The following is a 22,904-nucleotide window of genomic DNA, read 5'->3' as shown; positions in this document are numbered from 1 at the left end:
GGCCGATATATCCGGCGGACCATCGGGATTCGGGCGGAGCCGACAGAAAACGAGGGATGTCGGCAGGTGGGGCCGTGCGATTCTCCGCGTGATCGGTGTCGCGGAAGGCTTCGCTGCCGATGGCGACCTGTCGTCAATCCCCGCTCTGCCGCGCCGGGTTGACGGCGGTGCGCAGTGCTGAGCTGGCAGGGCCCGACGCTGGGGTAACGGCCTGATCCACTCTCTATCGCGCACCAGGCCGTAAGGGCCGGGCTGCACCAGCGAGGGGATCGTGCGCGGGCTCGTGCGCCGCATCGCGCGCTGTGCACCGTACCCGGACATGAGAATGCCCGGTCGCTGGCGACGGGGGATGCACCAGCGACCGGGCTTCTAGAACGGTAACAAGAGATCTGCCGTTCGCAAATTCGATCTCGCGTACTAGGACAGTGATTTACCTGCGAGTATGGTGAGTTGTGACACGCATCACTGAACGACCCGTGGGTTCGTCACTGTCAGCTGAGCGTCACTTGGCGATTAGTGAGCCCGCCACGGGCCCGCCGCTCCTCGGCGGTGAGCGGCGCGTCCGAGGCGAGCGCCGCCATCAGCCGCTCCGCGAACTCGGCCGCGGGCTTCTCGCACTCCGCGGCCCCCATCGCGCTCGGCAGATCCCAGACCGGGACCATCAGCCCGTGCGCCCGGAAGGAGCCGACCAGCCGCGTTCCCTCGCCCAGCGAGGAGGTGCCGGCGGCGTGCAGCCGGGCGAGCGCGTCGAGAAGCTGCTCCTCGGGGTGCGGCATGACCCAGCGCAGGTGGTTCTTCTCCGGGGTCTCGCACCAGTACGCGGCGTCCACGCCGGAGAGCCGCGTCGTCGGGATCGCCGCCTCGTTCGCGCGCTCCAGGGACGCGGACACCTCGGGCGTGTTGTTCTCCGCGTCCACAACCCAGAACTCGAAGCCGGAGTGGACAACGGGCTCGAACGCCGCATCGGGGTCGAGCACGTCCTGCAGGCGCGGACCGTCGGCCGGTGCACGCCGGGCGGCCACGGGCGAACCGGGCTTGGCGTCCAGCGCTCGCTGCAGCGTGTCCGCAAGGTCACGGCTCAGGTCACCGGAAGGGGTGTCGTTCTGCAGGGCGAGCAGCACCGAGCCGTCGTCGCGGCGGAGAGCCGGCCATGCCATCGGCAGGACGGTCGCGAGCGTCACGGAGGGCACGCCCTCGGACAGCCCGTCCTTCAGTGTCAGCTCGACCGTGGCCGCGGGCACCAGCTCGCGCAGAGCGACCCAGTCGCACTCGCCGACCAGGCCCTCGAAGGGGCGGTGGACGAGCTCGGTCACCGCCTGGGCAGCGGCGCGGCCGTGACACGCCTTGTAGCGGCGGCCAGAACCGCACGGGCAGGGCTCGCGAGCCCCGACCACCGGGATCTCGCTGTCCTTGAGCTGCTGTTTCCCGGCCTTGGTCTGAGGGCGCTTCTTGGCCATGGTGGGCTTTCTCCCGATTGCGACAGTGCGGTCTGGGCCGTGAGCCTAGCGGCCACTGTCGCGTCAGGGACGCATCTGCCTGCACGCCCAGCGGTACGGGAGTGCGGAGCGCCGTGCGTATGCCTGTCCATCGATACGTGTGCCGGTGCGGGCGCTCGTACCGCCGCCGCCTTCGCAGGCATCCGTACCCGTGCGGGAACGTCAGCCCACGTCGTCGAAGGTGTCGGCGAAGCCCAGCCCGTCGAGCCCGGACACACCCGGTACTCCGGACACCCGCCCGTGCCCCTCGCTGACGAGGACCCAGACGGTGACCTCGCCGGACGAGCTGTCGCGTACGCCCCACTCCTCGGCGAGCGCGCTGATGATGTTGAGCCCGCGGCCGCCGCGCGCCGTCACTGACGGTGTGGCCGGAATCGGTCGGGTCGGACCGCCTCCGTCCGTCACTTCGACGGTCAGGCCGCCTGCTCCGTCCACGCGCCATGCGGCGCGGATGTCGCCGTCACCCACATCTGTGTGCCGCCCCAGCGGCCTACCGTGCCGACAGGCATTGCTGAGTAGTTCGGAAAGGATCAATACAGCATCGTCGACGACCGAATCCGGCACCCCGTAGCTGCGCAATTGCTCGCGCATCCGGTGCCGCGCCTGACCCACGCCCGCAGGGCCATGGGGTACGGCCATGCTCGACGACGTGGGCACTTCCTGTGCCACCACCAACGCCACCCCCGAGACCTCCTTTGCCCCACGCCACGGAGTGGATGCCCTCCTGCACTGGACCGGAAACCGGCCAATCGCCTGCCAATGACGCACTCGTAACGATCGAATACGGTGCGAATGCGCCGGTGCACTCCGTGTAACTGATGTTAAAAGCGTCCCAGTTGTGACAGAACCTGTTTAGGGCGGTCTGTGATGATTGCCTCGACGCCGAGATCGATACAGAGCTCGACGTCCTCGGGTTCGTTGACCGTCCAGACATGCGCGCGATGGCCCGCACGGTGCAGCCGCTCGATGTAGCCGGGGTGACTGCGTACGATCCGCATCCCTGGACCGGCGATCCGCGCCCCGGCCGGCAGTCGCCCGTCACGCAGGCGGGGTGAGACGAACTGCATCAGATAGACGGTGGGCAGCGTGGGGGACGCGGCCTGGATGCGGTACAGGGAGCGCGCCGAGAAGCTCATGATCCGTACCGGTGAAGGTCCGGCGGCCGGCGCGACGTCGAGCTCGAAGCGCTTCAGCAGATACAGCAGCCGCTCCTCGACCTGGCCCGCCCAGCGTGTGGGGTGCTTGGTCTCGATGGCAAGCTGGAGTGGGCGCCCGGCTGCCCGGGTCTCGGCGACCAGTTCGAGCAGTCGCTCCAGAGTGAGCACGGAGGTGAGTTCCCCCGGCACCGGATCCCAGTCCGGGGACTCCGACTCCTCGCGGTCCTTCCAGGAGCCGAAGTCGAGGGTGGCGAGCTCGGAGAGCTCCAGCGTGGAGACGGCTCCGCGGCCGTTGGAGGTGCGATTCACCCGGCGGTCGTGTACGCAGACGAGATGGCCGTCGGCGGTGAGCCGTACATCGCACTCCAGCGCGTCGGCGCCGTCCTCGATCGCCTTCCGGTATGCGGCCAGGGTGTGTTCGGGGGCGTCACCGGACGCACCTCGGTGGGCAATGACCTGGATGGAATGGTGCATGGATTGCTGCCGTGCGTGGGTCACTGCGTCATGGTGTCACCGAGAGGCGACCGGTGCGTACAGCTGGGGCCACGGGTGTCCGCACCTCGCACCGGGAGACCGTTTTGCAGGGTGCAAAGAGGGGACCGTTTTGCCGGGTGTAAAGATTGGCGTCGGATGCACAGGTCCTGTTTACAGTGGCCTGACGTGCCTTGGGAAAAGCTGTCCAGGGACACACGTACACAGCGGATCTCTTGCCGAAAATAATGTGGAACCGAGGAGTAAAAAGCTGTGAGCACAGAGAACGAGGGCAACGAGGGCACTGCGGCCGAGGCCGTTCCGTCCGCACCTCCAGTGCCGGCCGATGCTCCACAGGGGGCGCCTGAGAGCACGCCCGCGTCCACACCCGACGCCTCGGCGTACCGGAAGACGCCGGACGCCGCAGCCGTGCAGCAGTCGCCCCAGACGCAGCAGCCGTTCTCCCCGACGCAGGAACCGGCCACCGCGACCGCCCCCATGGCTTCCGTGCCGGGTACGCCTCCCCCCGGCCGCCAGTCGGCAGCCGAAGCCAACTGGCCCCCGCCCCCTCCCGCCGTCCCCGTGTACGCGCACCACGGCGCGGACGGCGGCGGTGCCGGTCCGGTCTGGGGCGCCGCGGCCCAGCTCCACTCCCCCGAAGGCCCGCGCAAGCGGGGCATGGGCGCCCTGGTGGCCGCGGTGGTAGCGGCGGCGCTGGTCGCGGGCGGTATCGGCGGCGCCCTCGGCTACTGGGCAGCCGACCGGAACGGCTCGACCACGGTCGCGGCGTCGGACAACCCGCAGGACCTCAAGCGCGATCCCGACACGGTCGCCGGTGTGGCCTCCAAGGCGCTGCCGAGCGTGGTCACCATCGATGCGCAGGGCGGTGACGGTGAAGGCGGCACGGGCACCGGCTTCGTGTACGACAAGGAAGGCCACATCCTCACGAACAACCACGTGGTGGCCTCCGCTGCGAACAGCGGCCAGCTCACGACCACGTTCTCCAACGGCAAGAAGTACGACGCCGAGGTGGTCGGCCGGGCGGAGGGTTACGACGTCGCCGTGCTGAAACTGAAGAACCCGCCGTCGGGGCTCGCCCCACTGCCCCTCGGCAACTCGGATAAGGTCGCGGTCGGTGATTCGACGATCGCGATCGGCGCCCCGTTCGGTCTGTCCAACACGGTGACCACGGGCATCGTCAGCGCCAAGAACCGCCCGGTCGCCTCCGGCGACGGTTCCGGTGGCAGCAACTCGTACATGAGCGCCCTGCAGACCGATGCCTCGATCAACCCGGGGAACTCCGGTGGCCCGCTGCTTGATGCGCGCGGCGCGGTCATCGGCATCAACTCCGCCATCCAGTCGACCGGCAGCGGTGTCGGTCAGACACAGGCGGGCTCCATCGGCCTCGGCTTCGCAATCCCGATCAACCAGGCGACGAACGTCGCGCAGCAGCTGATCAAGACCGGCCAGCCGGTCTACCCGGTGATCGGCGCCACGGTCACCATGGACGAGAGGGCCGGTGGCGCTGCCATTGCCAACCAGGGCGCGGGCGGTACGGAAGCCGTGGCGAAGGGCGGCCCCGCGGACAAGGCCGGCCTCAAGCCGGGCGATGTCATCACAAAGTTCGGCGACACCGTGATCGACAGCGGCCCGACCCTGATCAGCGAGATCTGGACCCACGAGCCCGGCGACCAAGTGACAGTGACCTACAAGCGCGATGGCAAGACGGCAACGACCGAAGTCACGCTGGGGGAGCGCAAGGGCGACAGTTGACCGGCTAGGCTGTCCCCCGCGCCTTCGGTCCATGGGCCGAAGGCGCGGGGTGGGTTGCCCGAGCGGCCTAAGGGAACGGTCTTGAAAACCGTCGTGGCGCGAGTCACCGTGGGTTCAAATCCCACACCCACCGCACAGCTGAACGGCCCCTGACCAGGCAAGACGGTCGGGGGCCGTTGTGCTGCCCGGTGTCCGTCAGTCACCGTGTCTCCCCCTGGTTTCCCGCCCGATCGGGCACGGAAGGGGCACGCGAGGGGCACGAACTGACCCCGGTTCGAGGAGATCCACAGGGCGGAGATACCGCGGTTACCGGTTGATCGGGATCTCATAGACGATCTCGCAGTGAGCGACGGGCACCACGATGTCGGCCGTCTCCACGGGCTGCCCCTGATCGCTGTAGTACGTCCGCCGGATGTGGGTGACGAAGGCGGCCTTCTGGATGCCCAGAAGCGATGCCTCCTCGGCGGTCGCCTGCCGCGGCTCCGGCTGCTCCACGGCGTGGCTGACGGTGATGCCGATCGCAGCCATCCGGTTCACGACACCTGCCCCGGCATGCGGCCCTCCCTCGGGGAGAACGACGAGAGTGCCGGCGGTGAGGTCGTACGGCTCCCAACTCGTCGACAACTGCACCGGCCTGCCGTCGGCCAGGAACTCGTACGTCGTGCGGACGCACAGATCGCCCTCGGTGATACCCAGGCGGGCCGCGATCTCCGCAGGGGCGGGGACCTTGGCGTCGGTCGAACTCTCCCAGTCGCCCTGCTTGCCCATGGCCTTCATGTCCACGCGGAACGGAGAGCCGTCGGGCTGCTCGCGTGCCGTTGAACGGACGACCCGCACCCGCTGCCGTGGCTCCGCGACGTACGTGCCGGAACCGGCGCGACCCTCCAATACGCCCTGAGAGATCAGCAGCTCCTGTGCCCGGCGGACCACGTTCTCGCCCACGCCGTACTCCTGGCCGATCTGGGCGCGGGAGGGGAGGCGATCGCCCGGTTCCCATACGTGTTCCGCGATCCGCTGCCGGAGTTCGTCGGCGATGCGGAGATAGGGCGGCTGCTCAGGCATATGGAAAATCTAGTCCACTAGCTCTAACCTAGTTAACTAGCTTCACTGAAAGTGATCGCCGGTGACGGAGGCTGCCCTGTGCCCGCTTCAGGAGTAAGCGCGGCGGCCATCGCCGCCCGGCTGTCGTCCGTCGGGCTCCCCGCGCGCCTGGAGGAGCACGCCGGATACACGTCGGTCGAAACGGAGGTACCGGAATCGCTCCCAGCCGAGTCATGGCGGGAGGTTCTGGAAGCGGTGGCCGAAGCCGATCGGTTCGGGCTCCTGGCCACCAGCCTGAACGGCCGCACCCTATGGGCGGTCGTACACAAAGCGGTCCCCTCGACGGGCGATGTCGGGGGACCGAGCCATCAGCGATAGGAGCTGAGTAGCGTGTTCAACCGTATCCGCCGTGCCGTCTCGCTCGCCAGAGAGCGGTACTTCCACAAGGGCAGGCACCGCCGCCCCTTAACGCTCTCCCGGCCGATGGCTGCCTTCGTGCCCCCTGCGCCCATCGACAGGTCGACGGCCGGCCGGGGACGGGTCAAGGACTGCGTAGACCACGCGTACTCGCTCGCGGGTGAGGACATCGCGCTCGTCCGTCCGTACGTGTTGGCCTGGGAGAAGCACGTACGGCAACGCTCGACGGTCCTGGCTCCCCATCTGCCGACTGAGGCCTGGTCGGCTCTTGCGGGGGCCCGTTGATGCCTCCTCGCCAACAGCCCGGATACACGCCCGCTGCGGCAACCTCCTACCGATCGATCGCATGTCGGATCGGTACGCACCACGCCTGCACGGAATTCTTCCCGCCCTCGGTGCCGGCCGGCGTCCGGGTGGTCTACGAGGTGTGCGACTGCCCCTGTCACTCGACGTCGACCCAGCCCGCGCCCGGGGAGGTGCAGCGATGAGGGGACGGGCGCCCAGCGCTGCGCTGCCATCCACCGTCGAGATCACCTCGACCACCGTGCAGCGCGGCGACGTCATCCAAGTCGGCGGCCGGGCGTGCCGTGTGAGTGACCTGTGCCAACTGCCGCACGGTGCCAAGCAGCTGCTGTTCGAGACGGGCGAGCAGTTGACCATTCATGGGCGAACTCGGCTCACTGCCGTGCGAATGCTGAGAAGGCGGTGACTGAGTCCATGTCTTCTCGCCGTTACGACATTGCCGGTGACCTCCGGCACCGGATCACGACCGGTCGCATCGAGGCCGGCGAACGCCTCCCGTCCGAGGCCGACTTGGCACGTCAGTACATGGTCAGCACGCCGACGCTGCGGGGGGCTCTCGCAGTGCTTGAGCGGGAAGGGCTCGTTGAGAAGATCCACGGCAAGGGGAACTTCGTTCGTCGCCCCCTGCACAAGATCACGTATGTCGGCGGACGGGACACGCTGGGGCTGCCGACTGCTGCGGGCGCCGCTTTGCGCGTCACTGTCCGCAGGACTACAAGCCGGGCGCACGGGCACCTGACAACCCTGCTGGGAGTGCCGAGCGGTAGCCCGTTGACCGAGTACTTCTGCCTCAGCCACGAAGGGGAGTCGCCGCACAGCCTGGCCCGCATCTACGTCCCGGGCGACCTGGCGCCAGCCGCAGCATGCGGCGACCGGTCCTCATGTGAGCGGATGGTTATGGGCTTTGCCGTACTGAACCCTCCGCCAGCCGAGGTTCGGGAGACGGTGTGCGCCCGCCTCCCGACACCGGACGAAGCGTCGACGCTTCGGACCAGCCCCGCAGTGGCCGTTCTCGCCATCACTCGCGTCGCCGCCGACAGCGCCGGCCGCGTCATCGAGGCCGCGCATCTGGTGTTTCCGGGGGACCGCGTCGATGCGGTCTTCACTACTCACCACGTGATCAACGAGAGGCGAACGCAAGGATGACAATCCGAAACGAACTGCGGCTTCTCCCGTGGTCGGGGCCGGAAGACAAGCCCTGCTACCTCAGCACCGATGACAGAGACGGACACATGTCCCGCCTGGCGGACAACATCGAGGCGGTGCAACTCGGGATGGCGGCCGAACTGCTGGAACAGGCCTCGGAAGCTCTTGGCGACGAAGAAGCGGGCCTGGAGGATTTGCGGCTGCTGGTGAAGGAACTGTCCGGGGCTTTGCGAGACGTGCTCCGTGTAGCGACCAGCCGCGGTCACCTCTTGAGCGTGAGTGAACCTCACCGTTCCTGAAGGAGACGAGTAGAAGCCCACCGCGTAGGTGTGCGGCCCCTGACCAGGTGAAACGGTCAGGGGCCGTTGTGTTGCAGGTGCCTGCCAGTTACCGCTGACCCCTGGACGATGGGGCACTGGGTGGGGCATAGGCACCTTCCGATCCGTAGCTCTAGCCGGATCGGTCAGCGACGGCCATACCGGCTGCTGTAGTTGCGGTACCTCACTGCTGTACCGCTGGCTGCGAGACAGAGCGCGAGAAGGGCCGCCGCGTCCGCATAAGCACCAACAACCTTGGCCGACGTCGGCGAAACGAGCACGATCACGACGATGACCGTGATCACTACAAGTTGCTGACGCGGGTTTGACACGCAGCGCTCGGGAAGGGGCAAACTCATGTTGAACCTCCGGGTTCGTTGCCCACCTGCTGCTCGGCCTGCCAGCATGCGCGGTCAGGTGGGCCTCTTCGTGACCTGAGGAATGCTAGCCAGCACGCGGCGAGGGCTTGTGGCCCTGCAATCACTCTCGGATGTAAAGCCGCTTGACGCTGTCGCCCTGCGTAGTCGCCAAGTTGATCCCGAGGTCATCTTGGCGAGGCCGATTGCGCCATCACCGCGCAATGGAACCACCCAGATCTACAACGGGTAAACGGCTCGGATTGGCTGGAAGTGACAGGGCGGGTGTCTGACCTGTGGCCGCGTAATCGATCAACGCTGCGACCTGCGGCTTAGTCGTCGGTGGTTGTCAGCGTTGGTCGTCGTTGGGCACCCTCAGACGGCCCCGAGACGGCCCCAGCGCGTGAGTGGCGCTGTAGTCTGTCCGCGTCGTCGGTTGAGGCTAGGGGCGGGAGCTTGGGGTTCGATTCCCCTTGCAGCCCTCCTCGTGCTCGTCTCGGTCGCAGCAGTTGCCCGGTTCATGATTCTGGTCCTAGGAACTACAACGCCAGGAACGCAAGGGTCCGCTTCGAGTCGAGGGGAGAACAACCATGAGTAACGCGCGGAAGTCTGTTTTGGCCGTATTGCAAGTGGCCGCGACGGTCGCCGAGGAATCTGCAGCTGGGCTGCTGCTCCTCGCCTGAGCTGACGAATCAAGGCCCTGACGTCTTTTGAGGCGTGCAGGGCCTTCGTGCTGTCGGAGAACGACGTCAGGTCGACGGAGTCTCAATGGTCGAGTCAAGCTCGCGGGGCGCCACCCATCGATCGGGGGTGGCGCCGTGCCTGGGACAGGTTCGAGCCTCCTCCTTATCAGGTCGGTCACTGCTCAGCGCTGACGTCCGTCTGTCCCCCTAGACAACCGGTTGGACTGCCGTCCAGCGTTCGCAGCAGACCGGCTCAGATCGCCGCCGTTGGTGTCAGGGTTGATGTCAGACATCGCCCCGGCGCGGACCTCAGCCACTGAGGTGGCGGAGGAAGTCTGTCACGAACTTGTCTACTTCCTCCTTCGTGCTGGTGTCCCTGACGTCGATGCGATCGATGTACTTGACACCAGCGTTCCGTAGGAGCCGCTCGCGACTCTTGTCGTCCGAGCTGCGCCCCTTGTGGTGAGGCCCGTCGATCTCGATCACTCCTGCGTAGCCGCGATAGGTGATCAAGAGATCAGGCTCGAAGACGTGGTCCCGGACCTTCATCGCTCCGAGCGGCACGATGCCCAGCGTGTCGTTGTCGGGAAGCGTCTGCTGCCGAGATCGCAGCGTGTCATAGACCCGCCACTCCCACTCGTTGGTGAAGTGGAGGCCATCAGCCTGGGGGTGCGCCGGACCGACTCGGACCTTGCGGGCATGGTTCGAAGGCCGCGCGACCCCTGCCGCTGAAGCGAGTTGACGCCAGTTAGCGCTGACTTCGGGGAGGACGGAGCGGGCCCGGATGCTGTTGATCCCGTATGCCTCACGCTCAGCAACTTCTTGGGCAACGGCAAGAGTGCGCTCCGACACCTCTTCTGTGAAGCGATCCAGCAGCGGACCCTTAAAGTCCAAGATCATCCCATACCATGCCTTCCCCCAGTCCTCCTCTTGAAAGTCGAGAGTGAAGTCGTCCACCTGCGCTAGGAGCGCCGCGATGTCATGGTGGCCACGCTCGAACAAAAGAGTGGCGCTGATGGCGAGCACCTTCTCGGCGCGGGCTCGTAGGAACGCCTCCTGAGGGTGGTCCTTCGGATTCTCCAGGATCTCTTCGAACGATGCGTGGTCTGAGGTCATGCCTCAATTCTGGCAGGCACCACTGACAACTAGGCAGCTCACGAGGATGGTTGGGGTAGCCACCCCTTCCCACCACTCACCTCAGCTCCCATCCCGTCCGCCTTCGACCCACACACCGTGGAGCGGGCGTGGTTCAGGGCGTCAAGGTGGAGCGCGCCACTGTACGAACGACCTTGACGCCCTGGGCCGCGACTGCTCGGCTCTGCCTGGGTCGAAGGCGGTCGGGATGGGAGCCCACGACGCTCGCCACGATCCGGCCGGCACTCGCGAACGGCGCCCTGGTTTTCGACACTCCCAAGTCGCATCAGAAGCGACTGCTCCGCGTGGGCTCGTTCCTCGCCATGCGGCTCGGCCGGCATCTGGAGACTCTGCCCGGCGGAGAGGACGCGCTCCTCTTCACGACCCCCGGCGGCAAGCCCCTGCGCTACAACCAGTGGCGCAAGGCGTACTTCGACCCCGCCGTGGCTGCGGCCGGGCTGACCGACGTCACCCCGCACGACCTTCGGGCGTCGCACGGCACGTGGGTCGCGGACCGGTACGGCGTCATGACCGCCGCGCACCGGCTCGGCCACTCGAACGCGAGCGTCACTACCCGGCACTACGCCCGGCCGGTCGCCGGTCGCGATGACCAGGTGGCTGAGGCGGCGGACTCCTGGCTCAGCGGGTCCGACGATGACGACGACGGCTCCGCCGGGGCGCTCGTGCGAGCCTGAGCGTTGCGAAGCGTCACCGCGGGCCGAAACTCCCCTACCTCCGCAGTGATTGAAAGCCTCTGACCAGCAAGATCGGTCGGAGGCTTTCATCGTGCGCGTTTCCCCCTGCCACCGCTACGGCCAGGTCGCGGCGCATACTGCCGTCATGCTCTCGTCACAGCGGTTCCGGGACTCTCGGCATACGAAGTACGACTTCGTTGATCACGTGCTCGTGCGCTGCCCGAAGTGCACCGGCATCGCGCACGTAGCCCCGGCCGCGCTTGCGTCTGGAGAGGTTAGTCCCTCGCTGTTCGCGCCACGCCGTCTTGTCTGCCGGGCCTGTGGCCTGACCCGTCATGTATCTGACGGTCTGCGCCTCTTCCGGGGCACGGGGGTAGCCGTAGATCCGTACTTCGGATTGCCGCTGTGGTTGCAGACCGAGACGCGTCACGGCTGGGTGTGGGCTTACAACCCCGAGCATCTGGACCTGATAAGGCAGTTCGTTCAGGCGTCGCTGCGCGAACGTCCTCCTTGGGACTCGAACGGGCGGAAGATGACGCTCGTTGCCAGACTGCCGACGTGGATCAAGAGCGCCAAGAACCGAGTCGAGGTTCTGCGGGCCATCGAGCGCATCCGGGCCTCGCTGGTGAATTGATAGCTCTGCGGGGCGCCTGGCTCAGCGGGCACGATCCCGCCCCTGGGGCACGTAGCGGGCACGACGACGATGACGACGGCTCCGCCGGGGTGCTCGTGCCCGTCTGACCTGCGGCGGAGCGGCCTGCCCGCCGAACCCCCGAAAGGTCTTGAAACCGTCGTGGCAGCGATGTCACCGTGGGTTCAAATCCCACACCCACCGCAGCAGGTCAGAGAACGTACTGATCAGAAGGGGTGTCCCGACCGAGGGGCGCCCCTTCGGCGTCGGGGCTGTCTCACTCTGAACAGCCTGTGTGCCGCTTTGGATCATGGTGTGTGGACCAGGCGTGGACCACGGCCCGACGGGGCTGACCGCCACTTCGCTGGCTGGGTGCTCGCTGTCGTACTCGTCGAGCAGCACGATGCGGTGGCCTAGTTGGGGCCTGTTTCAGCCTCGGCGTCGAACGTCCTCAGGCATCCGAATAAAGTTGCCCCGCATCGAGTCGAGCATCGCTGCTCATAGGATCTTCCCGAGTTGCCGGGCCAGCGTACGGCCCCCTGAACATGCCCGACCCCAACCCGAACAGGAGACCGGCCAAAGCCGCTCCGGTCGGCCGCGTGGCAACCCGCGCCTGCATCAGTGAACGGCGAGAGCGTGGGCGGTGGTTGGCGCGTGAAGACCCCGACACCCAGGGCAGGCGCCGGGCGTACGGGGACGGGTGCGTGCGGTAGCCCGGAACTACCCGCAGGGACCGGAGGAGACAGGCTGCCTTTCGGACGCTTCCGCGACCCACGTTCGCCAAACGTGGCGCGTGTTCGGTACCTCGGGGCGATCGAGAAGCCAGAGGACGTAGCCGGCGTGAAGGCGTGCCCATGGGTTGTCCGAGGCGGTGGCCGTGCCGAGCCTGTGGCGGAGATCCTCACCGTCGACTGCTCGTGCGACGCGAACGTACTCGCGGTCCTTGCAGCGGTAGGCCCGCTGGACGACGATCTCGACGAGGTCGATGAGCTTCGCCCTCGTCTGCTGATCATGGTCGGCAACGGCCATGCGGCGGATGAGCGACTGTTTCGTGCCCCACGCCTTGGCGTGCTCTGTCCACTCGCGGGGGAACCGCGCCTCCCACTCCAGAAAGAGAAGCGTATAGGGCAGACCCGGCCCGCGGGCGCCCTCGCCCACCCACAGTCCTTCGGGCAGGGAATGGCTACACATGTCTGCGTACACCTCGCGCGCCCGCCTGAAGGCCGGCTCCTGATACTGCTTCTCCGGCCCCAGCGGCCTCGTGAGATGCCACAACTCGTTCCACCGGTCGAGAGCCGCCCAGGCATTCCTCCGGGCCCCATCCAGATGCGCGAGTGCCGCCTCCCGCTCAGCGGGATCGTCGCCTATGAGGCCGAACGCCCAGCCCAATCGTGCGCGCCAGGCGTCGGCCTCGTCGCTGCCCGAGCCTGCCCCCGCCGCCCCGTTCGTCATGCCGGAGATCATCTCTCAGGCCGCGACGACGTACATCACGCCCGCCTACAACGCAGGCATCGATGGTAGACGAGGCGTGGTGATGTGGCGGATCACCCGAGAGGCACTGGATAGGTTGTGACCTCGCGGTGTCCTAGAACCGGAGGCTAAGCCCGTGTGGTGTGGGTGAAGCCGAGGGAGGTGAGTCCTTCGGCCTGGCACAGCCGGTCGGATGGGCCGTCGACTTCGGTCTGGAGGAGTTGATAGGCGGCGCCGTGGGATTGACCCCAGTGCATCGCGGCCCGCCACAGGACGCGGCCGAGGCCCTGGCCTCGGGCCTCGGGCAGGACGGCGAAGTACTGGGGCATGAGCTGGGGGCGTCCAATGGCATCGGAGCGCACCTCCATCGGGCCGATCGCGCCCACGATGCGGTCCTCGATGGCGGCGGCGAGGACCGGGCCGCACTGGCCAGCCTGCATCTGCGTGTGGAGGAAGGCCAGGCCATCGCCCGCCATGGCCTCGGCAAACGGGGCGAAGGTGTCCTGCACAGCGGTCGGCCAGTCGGTGAGGGGGCGGACCGGACCGTCCGGGGCGGGGAAGGGGGCGGCAGTGAAGTCCTTCAGCTGGATGCGGGTGCCGCACGGGCGTGCGGTCTCGGGGCCGAGGGGGCGTACGACCCTGGCGTTGTTCACGTCGTGCGCGGCGGCGAGCTTGGCTGCCAGCTCGGCGGCCTCATCCACGACGCTGTCGCGGATCCTGTAGGCGAAAACCTTCACGATGCCGCGTCCGCGCCGGGTCAGGGTGGGGATGAGGGTGTGCTCGGGTTGGTGGACCATGTCGCTGCGTAGGACTTTCTCGTCCTTCTTGCCGCCCCAGCGCCGGTCCTTGTCGTAGGGAAGGAAGTCACCCGTGTCGGCCGCTCGCACGATGTCCTCGAAGATGCCGACGGTCAGGGCGTCGGGGTGGACGGGACCGATAGTCGGCACGATCGGCGCGGTCAGTACGGGCCGGAGCCAGTCCCAGCGGAAGAACATGAGCGGCACCCTAACGGTGAGCCGGTCAGGGTTCAGGCCCCGACGCGGGCACGCCGGGGCCTGAACGGAGTTGACCGGATCGTGTCGGTCAGTGGGGGTTGTCGTCCCCGGCGTCGCAGGAGCACTCCGCGCTCTCCACGATCACGTCGAGGTCCTGGACGGCGCTGATCGACACGGTCGCGACGGGCGGGGCCGCGCGGCGGGCCGAGGTCGGCGGGCCGGGGAGGATGGTCACCGGTACGGGCGGGGTCATGATCCGTTCTCCTTGTCTCCGTGCTGGCAGTAGCTGTGCAGCGGCGCCTTCGCCTCCTGGTAGTGCTTGGCCAGGGGGCGGCAGACCCGGCAGGTGCCGGACAGGGCGCAGCCTTCGCACCCACCGGTGCGAAGCATGAGGCGGTCGGCGATGGCGCCGAGCCGGGTGAGGCCGTTGATGCCTTCGGTCATCAGGTCGATCTGGTCGTCGCGGCCGACCTTGCAGATCGAGACCTGGGCGTGCGGGTCGGCGTGGAAGAAGGTGTGTCCCGCGTTGCAGCCGGCGAACGGCTTGCGCTGCCGCAGGTGGGCGGCGGACTGGGCGAGCAGCGGCTCACCGCCGCCGTAGATCGTGGGCGTCATGTTCGTGTACGCGTGGTTCTCGACGTTCCACTCCTCGGCGAGGGCGGCCATCTCGTCGGCCTCGGAGGCGTTGTCCTCGGTCACCACGACGTTGATGCGCAGCGGCAGACCCGCCTCGCGCGCGGCGTCCATGCCGCGCCGGAACGCCTTCCACGCCCCGCGGCGTTGGGTGAGCGTGTCGAAGGACTCCTCGCTCGCCCCGTACATGCTGACCACCAGGCGGTAGGGCGGGCAGTCCCGGAAGAGCTTGAGGAGATCGGGCCGCCAGAGCAGCGAGCCGTTGGTGGAGATGGTGAGCATCATCCCGGCCTGCCAGGCGTACCGGTAAGCACCCTGGAAGTCCGGGTCCATGGTGGGCTCGCCGCCGGTGATCTGGAGCCAGAGGACGCCGGCCTCGCGCATGATGTCCAGCAGTCGCACCTTGTCCTCCCAGCCGAGGCCGGAGAAGGGCCGCTCACCGAGGTAGCAGTGCTTGCAGCCGAAGTTGCAGCCGAGGTTGATCTCCCAGGACGCCCGGCAGTAGCCGTACGGGGACGGTTCACGTACCAGCACGGTGTCCTGCGTGGGTCGGCCGATCAGGTCGATGCCCCACACGTCGGCGGCAGTCTGCACCGCCCAGGCGGGAAGCGACTCACCGTCGGTGGCGGCCTGGCGCAGGCCCTCGTAGTGGTCGGCGGAGATTCGGGCGCCGGCTCGTGCTCCCGGCTTGAGGAGAAGATGTCCGTCGAGGAACGGGGAGGCGATCAGAGCGTGGGCCATCGGCGGCCCTCCTTTCGGATCACGGAGCGGGACAGCACACGGGACTCCTGGTGGCCAGCGCGGCAGTCGATCTCGCCCAGCCCGTTACAGGTGCCGCAGGTCTTGCCGGACGAGTTGGCGCCGCTGCCACCGCAGTCCTCGCACTTTTCGTTGCGAGCCGAGCGAGGGCGCCGGGGCTTGTGCGGGCTCGCGATCAGCTGGTGCACGAGACCTCCTCCAGGGCGTCTTCCCAGGTGTGCTGTTTGGCGTGGTCGGCGAACAGACAGCAGCCCTCGCCGTCGGGTCTCGGGGCGGCCACCGGACAGTCCGGCAGTACGACCAGTTCTGCCTCGTCCGTCCCGTGCCAGCGGAGCCACAGCGCGGTCCCGTACGCCCCGGCGTCGGTGAGGAAACCGAAGTGCTCACCCTCGTCGTGCGCGGACAGCTGGCACTGCACCGCCCCGTCGATGTACGTGGCGGCCGACTTCTCCCGCGCTTCCTGTGCCAGGTCGAGGGGCACCCAGCGCCAGTGCGCGCAACGCATCACGACACCATCCGGAAGGACGCGACGGCAATCCGGGCCTGCTTCGAGCACCGGAGGCAGACGCACGGCGGGTAGCGGCCCGGGTTCTCCGGGACCACCGGGTCCTCGCCCACGCGTACCTCCGTGAGAGGCCCCCATGTCTGGCCGGAGTCGCGGGAGACCCGCAACGTCATCCGTACGTCTTCATGTCCGTTCGCCATGGTCAGGAGCATCGCGATCCACGGACCCGGCCAGAAAGGCCAAGCGGATTACCCAACTTGGGTAACATCACCCTCGGTTGACCAAGTGCAGCGATCCGTAGTCCTCACGCCGGAGCGTGCCCGATGCCCGAGCCATCTCGCTCGAAGGAACTCCCGGTCAGCCTTCTCACGGACCCAGTCATGATCGAGGCATGCCAGACCAGAGACTTCGGCCGCATCTTTCAGCTGGTCAAGGCACGAGCAGGCATTTATCCGTCCATGATCGCGCGCCGCTGCGACCTGACCCCGAGCCGCGTGGGCGAGGTGATCGCCGGACGGCGGCAGTTGCTGCACATGGACGTGATTGAACGGATCTCTGACGGGCTACGCATCCCCGGACACATGCTCGGACTTGCCCGACGCTCCTGGGAGACGCCACCCAGCCTGACGGTCACACCCCGCCAACCGGCCGAGGTACCGGCCTCAGCCGTCGAACCGCTGGTCGCCGGACTACCGGGGGCGGACGTCGACAGCATCCTCGCCCTTGCTGCCGAGCGGGATCTCAGCGCCTCGACGCTGGACGCGTTGCACTCGTCGATCGCGGACTACTGGCGCCGGGACGACGAGCACGGCGGCGAGACCTTACGGCCGGCGGTCGTCGGCCAGCTCCGCTACGTCGTCGACCTCCTCAAAGAGCAGCGTCCGGCTTCTTTGCGGGACGGCCTGCACAGCATCGCGGCCGAGCTGGCCCGGCTCACCGGATGGACCTATTTCGACGCCCGCCAGTACAACCAGGCACGCGCCTACTTCACCGAATCCCTCGGCCTGGCCAAGGCCATCGACGACCGCCAGTTCATGGCCAACGTTCTCGCCTGCATGAGCCTCCAGGCCACCTACCAGGACAAGCCCGGCGACGCCCTCGCACTCGTCACGGCTGCCCAGGACCAGGCCAGAACGGACGCGGGGACGACACCGCGCGTGCTGGCCATGCTCGCGATGCGCGAAGCCTTCGCCCACGCCACCCTCGGCAACCACGGCGCGACTCACACCGCGATCTCGGAAGCTCACACCCAGTTCGGACGGATCAGCACCGTTGATCCGGACCCGGCCTGGGTCGCCTACTTCGACGAGCCGAAGCTGATCGTGGACACCGGTATCGCGCACGGTCGCCTGGGCGAAGCCGCCCTCGCCGAACCCCTCATCGCGGACGCGCTACGCCGCGAGCACGCATCGAACCACCGAGGCCGTGCCTTCCACGCCTTCTGGCTCGCCCGCACCCAGCTCCAGCGCGGAAAGCTCGACGAGGCGTGCCACACGGCCATGGATGCCCTGGCACCGGCGGCGGCCGTCAGCTCGCAACGAGTCACTGGCCACCTGCGGGAGTTCTACGAGCAGCTGGGGCCCTTCCGTCGGGAACCGGCCGCAGTGGCGTTCGAGTCCCGGCTCCGGGAAGTGCTGCCCCGTCAGATCAGCGGATGGCCTCGTCCATGAGCAGGTAGAGCAGCCCCACGAGAGAGCCGCTGCTGACGATCTCACGGCGGTCGATCATGCCCCGCACGTCGGCCAGCGGGATCCACTCGATCCGGTCCGACTCGTTCTTCTCGGTCGGCGGACCCTCGTACGTTGCCCCGTCGGCCCGGAAGACGTGGTGCTGGGAGTCGGTGATGCCGTTGGCCGGCTCGGCGTAGATCAGCGGCTTGATCGGGCCGGGCCGCCAGCCGGTCTCCTCCAGAACCTCGCGGGCCGCCGCCTCGGCCGGCGTCTCACCCTCCTCCACCAGACCCATGGGCAGCTCCCACGCCCACGCGTCCGTGATGAAGCGGTGCCGCCACATCATCAGCACCTCGCGCCGCTCGTTGACCACGGCAGCCACGGCCAGGTGGCGGAGCTTGACGACGTGGTGTTCCCAGCGGTTGCCGTCCGGCGTCTCGACGTCGGTGAGCCACAGGTTCACCCAGCTGTTCTCGTAGATCGGACGTTCCCCGTGGATCTTCCACTGCATCGCTGCGGCCCCTCTCGATCGGCCTCCAGCATCGCAGAGTATTCCGGGGCGAGCCCGAGCTTCAGGGTAGTTCACGTCAGGATGACGAGATGGTTTAAGAGGGGCATGAAGATGATCCTGCTCTCCAGGATGAGGAGCTGACGTTCCGTGCATCATGTGGATGCCAGAGCAGGCATTCGGTGGAGAGCGGGATTGGGGGCAAAGATGACAGTGTGGTTGGCTCCGGTACTGGGTTTGGTCGGAGCCTTCGTCGGTGCTTCGTTGGCGCCGTGGATGACATCACGGCTCGCGTGGCGAAACGGGCTCGTCGCGATGCCTTCAACGCGGCGATCGCCGCGCTGCGAGTTGCTCAAGTAACGCGGCACTTTGCCTCTGGAGTGCCGGCTCACTACGTCGGTGGTGATCAAGCGACTGTCGCAGCTTTCAACCAGCAGCTCCGGGAGCGTGGGATCGACCGATTCATCGATGCAATGCATGAAGCCAAGGTGGCGATTGCCGCGCTGGAGCCCTTCTATAAGGTCAGCGGCAACATCGACTGGTGGGAGATCAACGAGCAGGATGCAGAGCGGATCCTGGAGGAGATGAACCGAGCTCGCTGAGCTGCCAGTGGACCATGTGTGGACCGCCGAGGGCGGCGTAGGCCCGGAAGCGCGGGGAACGAGCAGGTCAGGCACGTACGGCAGACTTCCCGCAGCACTCTCTTGAAAACCGTCGTGGCAGCGATGTCACCGTGGGTTCAAATCCCACACCCACCGCCAGATGGAACGGCCCCTGACCAGGCATGACGGTCGGGGGCCGTCGTGCTGTTCGCTGCCCGCCGGCCACCGTGTCTCCCCGTGGTTTCCCGCCCGATCGGGCACGGATGGGGGCACGGGCACCAGCCACGAATATTCAGCCCTACTGCCGTCAGAGTCGCCGTATTGCCGTCAGCGCGCAGCGCCACCGGGATGCCCAGGAGCGCACGGCCCGCGTGCGGCGCGCACTGCACCGTCGCAGTCTGTACGCAGGACCAATCGGTGCGCGACGAAAGGTGACCCATGAAGTTCGCAGTCATCGGCGGTACCGGCCTGATCGGCTCGCAGGTCGTGAAGAAGCTGAACGCGGCCGGGCACGAGGCCGTGCCGCACTCGCTGTCCACAGGTGTCGACGTGATCACGGGCCAGGGCCTGGAGGAGGCGGTGGCCGGAGCCGACGTTGTCATCAACTTGACGAATTCGCCGACCTTCGACGACGCTTCCCCGGCATTCTTCCGGACCTCGATGGGCAACCTTCTGGCCGCCTGCCACAAGGGCGGGGTGCGACACGTCGTCATCCTCTCGATCGTCGGTGCCGACCAGGTGCCCGACCTGGCCTATTACCAGGCCAAGGTCCTTCAGGAAGACATCCTCAAGGCAGGGCCGATCCCCTACTCGATCGTCCGTGCCACCCAGTTCATGGAGTTCATCGACGCGGCCCTGTCCTGGACCACCGAGGGTGACATCGTCCGCCTGCCCACCACCCGGCTCCAGCCGATCGCCGCCCAGGACGTCTCCGACACCGTCGCCGAAGTCGCTGTCGGCACGCCTTTGAACGGCACCCTCGACGTCGCCGGGCCCGACGTCCTCGCGCTCGACGAACTCGGCCGGATCACCCTGAACGTCCACCCCGACGGCCGCACAGTCGTCACCGACGACACCGCCGGCATGTTCGCCGCCGCCCACGGCGATGCCCTCACCGCCAAGGGGGACGCCCGCATTGCTCCCACCCACTACAGCGACTGGCTCTCCTGAACCTGTGAGTTCCCCGTCCGGGGATACGGGATTGCGCGGCCTGGAGGGGCGAGAGGGAGCGTGGGAGCGTCGGAGGGGTGTGATCCGGGGCTTTGGGGGGCGCGAGAGGGTTTATCAGGTGATCCTCACGCTTGCGGGGGAATCGGATCGCGCGGGTGGTTCGGTGGAGATTCGGCGGGCAGCTCTGGTCTCGCGACGTCGTGACCAACACCGGGGCGGTCGGCCGGCTGCCCCGGGACAAGCCGCACTTTCGGTTCCTGGAGGAATTGCCATGGCAAGCATCCGTACCGCTCGTACTCTCGCCGCTGTTGCGGCTCTGCCCGTCGCCGCCGTGCTCTTCGGTGGCGTGGCCCAGGCTGACAGCGGCTCTTTCGCGAACGACGGATCGAACGCGGCCGTTGCGACGGTCGTCGGCAGCGGCGTCGGTGGTAACAACTCCGGCAATTCGTCAACGTCACAGCAGCAGGCCGTCGGCTCCGGAGCGTCCAATCGAAGCAACTCCGCCCAGGTGAACGGATCGGCGTTCACCATGATCGACCAGCACGACGAGAGCGTCGCGGTGAATTTCACCCGTCTCTGGTGAGGGGCTGCCGGGTGGCCTCCGATCAGAGGTCGCCCGACAGCCCCTGAGCCGGGCCGGCCATGGGTCGGTCGGGGGGTTGGGCCACGGCTGGTGGAACAGCGGCCTGCGCAAGGGGACTTCGGTGTTCTCACTTGCGCAGGCCGCTTCGCGTTGTCCGACGGTCGTGTCGGAGCGTCGTCGACCTTGACAGCGAGTACATATCTGACGGACAGTCAGAAACCCTGATCCGTACGCCCGTGTCCGGGAGGCCGCCGTCGTGCACCTCGCCCAGACGGAGCGTCAGCGACAGCTGCGCGCCGAACTCCGTACGTACTTCCGCAAGGTGATGCCCGGGAGGGGCGCGAGGACGGGGCCCGAGAGCGAGGACCCGGCCGAGCAGCGCCGGTTGCTGCGCCGCATCGGCGCGGACGGGATGCTCGGGCTCGGCTGGCCCGTCGAGTACGGCGGCCAGGGCCGCGGCTTTGACGAGCAGTTCGTCTTCTTCGACGAGGCCTACCGGGCAGGAGCGCCCGTTTCGATGGTCACCCTCAACACCGTCGGGCCGACGCTGATGAAATACGGGACCGAGGAGCAGAAGGCGTACTTCCTGCCCAGGATCCTCAGCGGCGACCTCGTCTTCGCCATCGGCTACAGCGAGCCGGAGGCCGGTACGGACCTCGCCGCGCTGCGCACCAGGGCCGTGCGGGACGGCGACTCCTGGGTGATCGACGGGCAGAAGATCTTCACCAGCAATGCGCAGAACGCCGACTGGATCTGGCTCGCCTGCCGCACGGACCCGGACGCACCCAAGCATCAGGGCATCTCGATCATTCTGGTCCCGACGGACGCTCCGGGGTTCGCCTGGACGCCGATCGAGACTGTGGGCGGGCTGACCACGACGTCCACCTACTACGACGCGATACGGGTGCCCGCCGGCCATCTGGTCGGTGCGGAGAACGGCGGCTGGGGGCTGATCACCAACCAGCTGAACCATGAACGGGTGGCTCTCGCCGCCATCGGAATGCAGGCCGAGGACTTCTACGAGGCGGCACTCACCTTCGCTCGCATTCCCGACCCGGTGACGGGCCGGCGTCCGGTGGACGAGCCATGGGTGCGGACCCGGCTGGCCGAGGCGTACGCCCGGCTGGCGGCGACGCGCCTGCTCAACTGGCGGCTGGTGGGGGATGTCGGCGCGGGTTCGCTGGCCCCGGGCGAGGCGAGCGGCGTGAAGTTCACCGGAACCGAGAGCGCTGTCGAGGTGTACCGGATCTGCCAGGAAATCACGGGCGAGGCCGCGACGATCCGGGGCGGTTCGCCCGGCTCCTTCGGGGGCGGGGAACTGGAGCGGATGAACAGGGCGGCGCAGATCAACACCTTTGGGGGCGGAGTGAGCGAGGTGCAGCGGGAGATCGTCGCGACGATGCGGCTCGGCATGAAGAGGGGCAAGCGGTGACGGGCGCGCGGGAAGAGCCGGAGAGGCGCGAAGAGCAGGACGAGTTGTACGGGCGGCTCAAGGAGTTCGAGGGGCGCGCCGCCGCGACCGCGGGCGTCGGCAAGGACCTCGTCAACGAGCCGATGATCAGGCACTGGTGCGAGGCGATAGGGGACACCAACCCCGCCTACGCGGGGCCGGAGGCGATCGCCCCGCCGACGATGCTGCAGGCGTGGACGATGGGCGGCTACTCGGGGCACACGGACCGCTCCCAGGCATACGAGGAACTGTTCGGCCTGCTCGACGGCGCGGGGTACACCTCGGTGGTCGCGACCGACTGCGAGCAGGAATATCTGCGGCCGCTGCGGCCCGGCGACCGGATCACGTTCGACGCGGTGATCGAGTCGGTCTCGGAGCGCAAGACGACCAAGCTGGGGACGGGCTACTTCGTGACGACGCGGATGGACGTCCGCGCGGAAGGGAAGCCCGCCGGGACGCACCGCTTCCGGATCCTCAAGTACACACCGGCATCGGTGAAACGTGCGTCGCCCCGCGGCGGCCGGGGCCTGCGCCCAAGGCCGGTGATCAACCGGGACAACGCCGGGTTCTGGCAGGGCGTCGCCGAGCACAGGCTGCTGATCCAGCGCTGCCGCGAGTGCGCGACGCTGCGCTTCCCCTGGCTGCCCGGCTGCAACCGGTGCGGCTGCCAGGAATGGGACACGGTCGAGGCGAGTGGCGAGGGCACCGTCTTCAGCCATGTCGTGATGCATCACCCGCCTTTCCCCGCCTTCAGCAGCTCCGAGGACGGCGGGCCTTACGCGGTGGCACTGATAGAGCTGGCGGAGGGGGTGCGGATGGTCAGCAATGTGGTCGGCGTGCCCTACGACAAGGTGCGGACGGGGATGCCGGTGCGGCTGGAATTCCTTCGCACGGACCCGGAGTTGGAGCTTCCGGTCTTCCGGGGAGAGGAGGGCTGAC

26 protein-coding genes, 1 tRNA gene and 1 pseudogene are annotated in these 22,904 nt (G+C 67.7%); 15 read left to right on the top strand and 13 right to left on the bottom strand.

Features of this window, described 5'->3' with window-relative positions; all coding sequences use genetic code 11:
* Positions 1 to 491: 491 nt before the first annotated feature.
* The 3 genes from ABT115_RS02680 to ABT115_RS02670 all read right to left on the bottom strand — a co-directional run bounded on the left by ABT115_RS02680 (position 492) and on the right by ABT115_RS02670 (position 3,127).
* The gene (locus ABT115_RS02680; protein WP_351783272.1) at positions 492 to 1,457 is read right to left on the bottom strand and encodes a DUF5926 family protein; all 966 of its coding nucleotides are present in this window, start codon (positions 1,455 to 1,457) and stop codon (positions 492 to 494) included.
* 201 nt (positions 1,458 to 1,658) lie between these two features.
* The gene (locus ABT115_RS02675; protein ID WP_351783270.1) at positions 1,659 to 2,264 is read right to left on the bottom strand and encodes an ATP-binding protein; all 606 of its coding nucleotides are present in this window, start codon (positions 2,262 to 2,264) and stop codon (positions 1,659 to 1,661) included.
* A gap of 53 nt (positions 2,265 to 2,317) precedes the next feature.
* Positions 2,318 to 3,127, bottom strand: coding sequence for a glycerophosphodiester phosphodiesterase (locus ABT115_RS02670; protein ID WP_351783596.1), 810 nt, complete (start codon positions 3,125 to 3,127; stop codon positions 2,318 to 2,320).
* A 270-nt stretch (positions 3,128 to 3,397) separates the two neighbouring features.
* Between ABT115_RS02670 and ABT115_RS02665 the strand changes: the two genes are divergently transcribed.
* Together ABT115_RS02665 and ABT115_RS02660 are read left to right on the top strand one after the other, a co-directional pair.
* A complete protein-coding gene (locus tag ABT115_RS02665) occupies positions 3,398 to 4,897 on the top strand; it encodes a S1C family serine protease (RefSeq protein WP_351783268.1) in 1,500 nt (499 codons plus the stop codon).
* A gap of 48 nt (positions 4,898 to 4,945) precedes the next feature.
* Positions 4,946 to 5,030 (top strand) — tRNA-Ser (locus ABT115_RS02660).
* 173 nt (positions 5,031 to 5,203) lie between these two features.
* Here ABT115_RS02660 and ABT115_RS02655 read toward each other — a convergent pair.
* Positions 5,204 to 5,959, bottom strand: a complete 756-nt coding sequence (locus tag ABT115_RS02655; RefSeq protein ID WP_351783266.1) for a GntR family transcriptional regulator — start codon at positions 5,957 to 5,959, stop codon at positions 5,204 to 5,206.
* 78 nt (positions 5,960 to 6,037) lie between these two features.
* Between ABT115_RS02655 and ABT115_RS02650 the strand changes: the two genes are divergently transcribed.
* From ABT115_RS02650 to ABT115_RS02630, 5 genes are all read left to right on the top strand, one after another.
* A complete protein-coding gene (locus tag ABT115_RS02650) occupies positions 6,038 to 6,316 on the top strand; it encodes a hypothetical protein (protein WP_351783264.1) in 279 nt (92 codons plus the stop codon).
* 12 nt (positions 6,317 to 6,328) lie between these two features.
* Positions 6,329 to 6,640, top strand: coding sequence for a hypothetical protein (locus ABT115_RS02645; protein WP_351783262.1), 312 nt, complete (start codon positions 6,329 to 6,331; stop codon positions 6,638 to 6,640).
* Positions 6,641 to 6,839: 199 nt separating this feature from the next.
* Positions 6,840 to 7,064: a hypothetical protein gene (locus tag ABT115_RS02640; RefSeq protein ID WP_351783260.1), complete on the top strand. Its 225-nt coding sequence runs from the start codon at positions 6,840 to 6,842 to the stop codon at positions 7,062 to 7,064.
* Between the two features lie 8 nt (positions 7,065 to 7,072).
* Positions 7,073 to 7,804 (top strand): GntR family transcriptional regulator, encoded by a 732-nt coding sequence (locus ABT115_RS02635; protein WP_351783258.1) that lies wholly within the window; start codon positions 7,073 to 7,075, stop codon positions 7,802 to 7,804.
* Positions 7,801 to 8,103 (top strand): hypothetical protein, encoded by a 303-nt coding sequence (locus tag ABT115_RS02630; RefSeq protein WP_351783256.1) that lies wholly within the window; start codon positions 7,801 to 7,803, stop codon positions 8,101 to 8,103. The genes ABT115_RS02635 and ABT115_RS02630 overlap by 4 nt, the downstream gene beginning before the upstream one ends.
* A 164-nt stretch (positions 8,104 to 8,267) precedes the next feature.
* Here the strand turns inward: ABT115_RS02630 and ABT115_RS02625 are convergent, their stop codons facing one another.
* Both ABT115_RS02625 and ABT115_RS02620 read right to left on the bottom strand, forming a co-directional pair.
* Positions 8,268 to 8,480: a hypothetical protein gene (locus ABT115_RS02625; RefSeq protein ID WP_351783254.1), complete on the bottom strand. Its 213-nt coding sequence runs from the start codon at positions 8,478 to 8,480 to the stop codon at positions 8,268 to 8,270.
* 989 nt (positions 8,481 to 9,469) lie between these two features.
* A complete protein-coding gene (locus ABT115_RS02620; protein ID WP_351783252.1) occupies positions 9,470 to 10,276 on the bottom strand; it encodes a hypothetical protein in 807 nt (268 codons plus the stop codon).
* A gap of 260 nt (positions 10,277 to 10,536) precedes the next feature.
* Here ABT115_RS02620 and ABT115_RS02615 point away from each other — a divergent pair.
* Both ABT115_RS02615 and ABT115_RS02610 read left to right on the top strand, forming a co-directional pair.
* Positions 10,537 to 10,989, top strand: a pseudogene (locus ABT115_RS02615) (tyrosine-type recombinase/integrase); the annotation flags it as partial.
* A 145-nt stretch (positions 10,990 to 11,134) separates the two neighbouring features.
* On the top strand, positions 11,135 to 11,623 hold the full coding sequence (locus tag ABT115_RS02610; RefSeq protein ID WP_351783250.1) for a hypothetical protein: 489 nt from the start codon (positions 11,135 to 11,137) through the stop codon (positions 11,621 to 11,623).
* 717 nt (positions 11,624 to 12,340) lie between these two features.
* Here ABT115_RS02610 and ABT115_RS02605 read toward each other — a convergent pair.
* From ABT115_RS02605 to ABT115_RS02580, 6 genes are all read right to left on the bottom strand, one after another.
* Positions 12,341 to 13,072: a hypothetical protein gene (locus ABT115_RS02605; RefSeq protein WP_351783248.1), complete on the bottom strand. Its 732-nt coding sequence runs from the start codon at positions 13,070 to 13,072 to the stop codon at positions 12,341 to 12,343.
* A gap of 146 nt (positions 13,073 to 13,218) precedes the next feature.
* The gene (locus ABT115_RS02600; protein ID WP_351783246.1) at positions 13,219 to 14,085 is read right to left on the bottom strand and encodes a GNAT family N-acetyltransferase; all 867 of its coding nucleotides are present in this window, start codon (positions 14,083 to 14,085) and stop codon (positions 13,219 to 13,221) included.
* Positions 14,086 to 14,173: 88 nt separating this feature from the next.
* A complete protein-coding gene (locus tag ABT115_RS02595; RefSeq protein WP_351783244.1) occupies positions 14,174 to 14,338 on the bottom strand; it encodes a hypothetical protein in 165 nt (54 codons plus the stop codon).
* Positions 14,335 to 15,459, bottom strand: a complete 1,125-nt coding sequence (locus ABT115_RS02590) for a radical SAM protein (protein ID WP_351783242.1) — start codon at positions 15,457 to 15,459, stop codon at positions 14,335 to 14,337. The genes ABT115_RS02595 and ABT115_RS02590 overlap by 4 nt, the downstream gene beginning before the upstream one ends.
* Positions 15,460 to 15,652: 193 nt before the next feature.
* Entirely contained in the window at positions 15,653 to 15,982 is a 330-nt protein-coding gene (locus ABT115_RS02585) for a hypothetical protein (protein WP_351783240.1), read from the bottom strand.
* The gene (locus ABT115_RS02580) at positions 15,982 to 16,182 is read right to left on the bottom strand and encodes a hypothetical protein (protein WP_351783238.1); all 201 of its coding nucleotides are present in this window, start codon (positions 16,180 to 16,182) and stop codon (positions 15,982 to 15,984) included. The genes ABT115_RS02585 and ABT115_RS02580 overlap by 1 nt, the downstream gene beginning before the upstream one ends.
* A gap of 123 nt (positions 16,183 to 16,305) precedes the next feature.
* Between ABT115_RS02580 and ABT115_RS02575 the strand changes: the two genes are divergently transcribed.
* On the top strand, positions 16,306 to 17,652 hold the full coding sequence (locus ABT115_RS02575; protein WP_351783236.1) for an NsdA family TPR-like regulatory protein: 1,347 nt from the start codon (positions 16,306 to 16,308) through the stop codon (positions 17,650 to 17,652).
* On the opposite strand, the gene ABT115_RS02570 is transcribed toward ABT115_RS02575, so the two are convergent.
* Complete coding sequence (locus ABT115_RS02570) at positions 17,630 to 18,163, bottom strand: NUDIX hydrolase (protein ID WP_351783234.1); 534 nt, start codon at positions 18,161 to 18,163, stop codon at positions 17,630 to 17,632. The genes ABT115_RS02575 and ABT115_RS02570 overlap by 23 nt on opposite strands.
* 269 nt (positions 18,164 to 18,432) lie before the next feature.
* Here ABT115_RS02570 and ABT115_RS02565 point away from each other — a divergent pair, with 269 nt between their 5' ends.
* From ABT115_RS02565 to ABT115_RS02545, 5 genes are all read left to right on the top strand, one after another.
* On the top strand, positions 18,433 to 18,762 hold the full coding sequence (locus tag ABT115_RS02565; protein WP_351783232.1) for a hypothetical protein: 330 nt from the start codon (positions 18,433 to 18,435) through the stop codon (positions 18,760 to 18,762).
* Between the two features lie 438 nt (positions 18,763 to 19,200).
* Entirely contained in the window at positions 19,201 to 19,932 is a 732-nt protein-coding gene (locus ABT115_RS02560; protein WP_351783230.1) for an SDR family oxidoreductase, read from the top strand.
* 271 nt (positions 19,933 to 20,203) lie between these two features.
* On the top strand, positions 20,204 to 20,515 hold the full coding sequence (locus tag ABT115_RS02555; RefSeq protein WP_351783228.1) for a hypothetical protein: 312 nt from the start codon (positions 20,204 to 20,206) through the stop codon (positions 20,513 to 20,515).
* A 256-nt stretch (positions 20,516 to 20,771) separates the two neighbouring features.
* Positions 20,772 to 21,947 (top strand): acyl-CoA dehydrogenase family protein, encoded by a 1,176-nt coding sequence (locus ABT115_RS02550; RefSeq protein WP_351783226.1) that lies wholly within the window; start codon positions 20,772 to 20,774, stop codon positions 21,945 to 21,947.
* On the top strand, positions 21,944 to 22,903 hold the full coding sequence (locus ABT115_RS02545) for a bifunctional MaoC family dehydratase N-terminal/OB-fold nucleic acid binding domain-containing protein (RefSeq protein ID WP_351783224.1): 960 nt from the start codon (positions 21,944 to 21,946) through the stop codon (positions 22,901 to 22,903). The genes ABT115_RS02550 and ABT115_RS02545 overlap by 4 nt, the downstream gene beginning before the upstream one ends.
* Position 22,904: the final 1 nt, after the last annotated feature.

This window comes from Streptomyces sp. NPDC001832 (genome assembly GCF_040297265.1).
In the GTDB taxonomy this organism is placed as follows: domain Bacteria; phylum Actinomycetota; class Actinomycetes; order Streptomycetales; family Streptomycetaceae; genus Streptomyces.
This window is presented reverse-complemented; position numbering and strand designations above follow the sequence as displayed.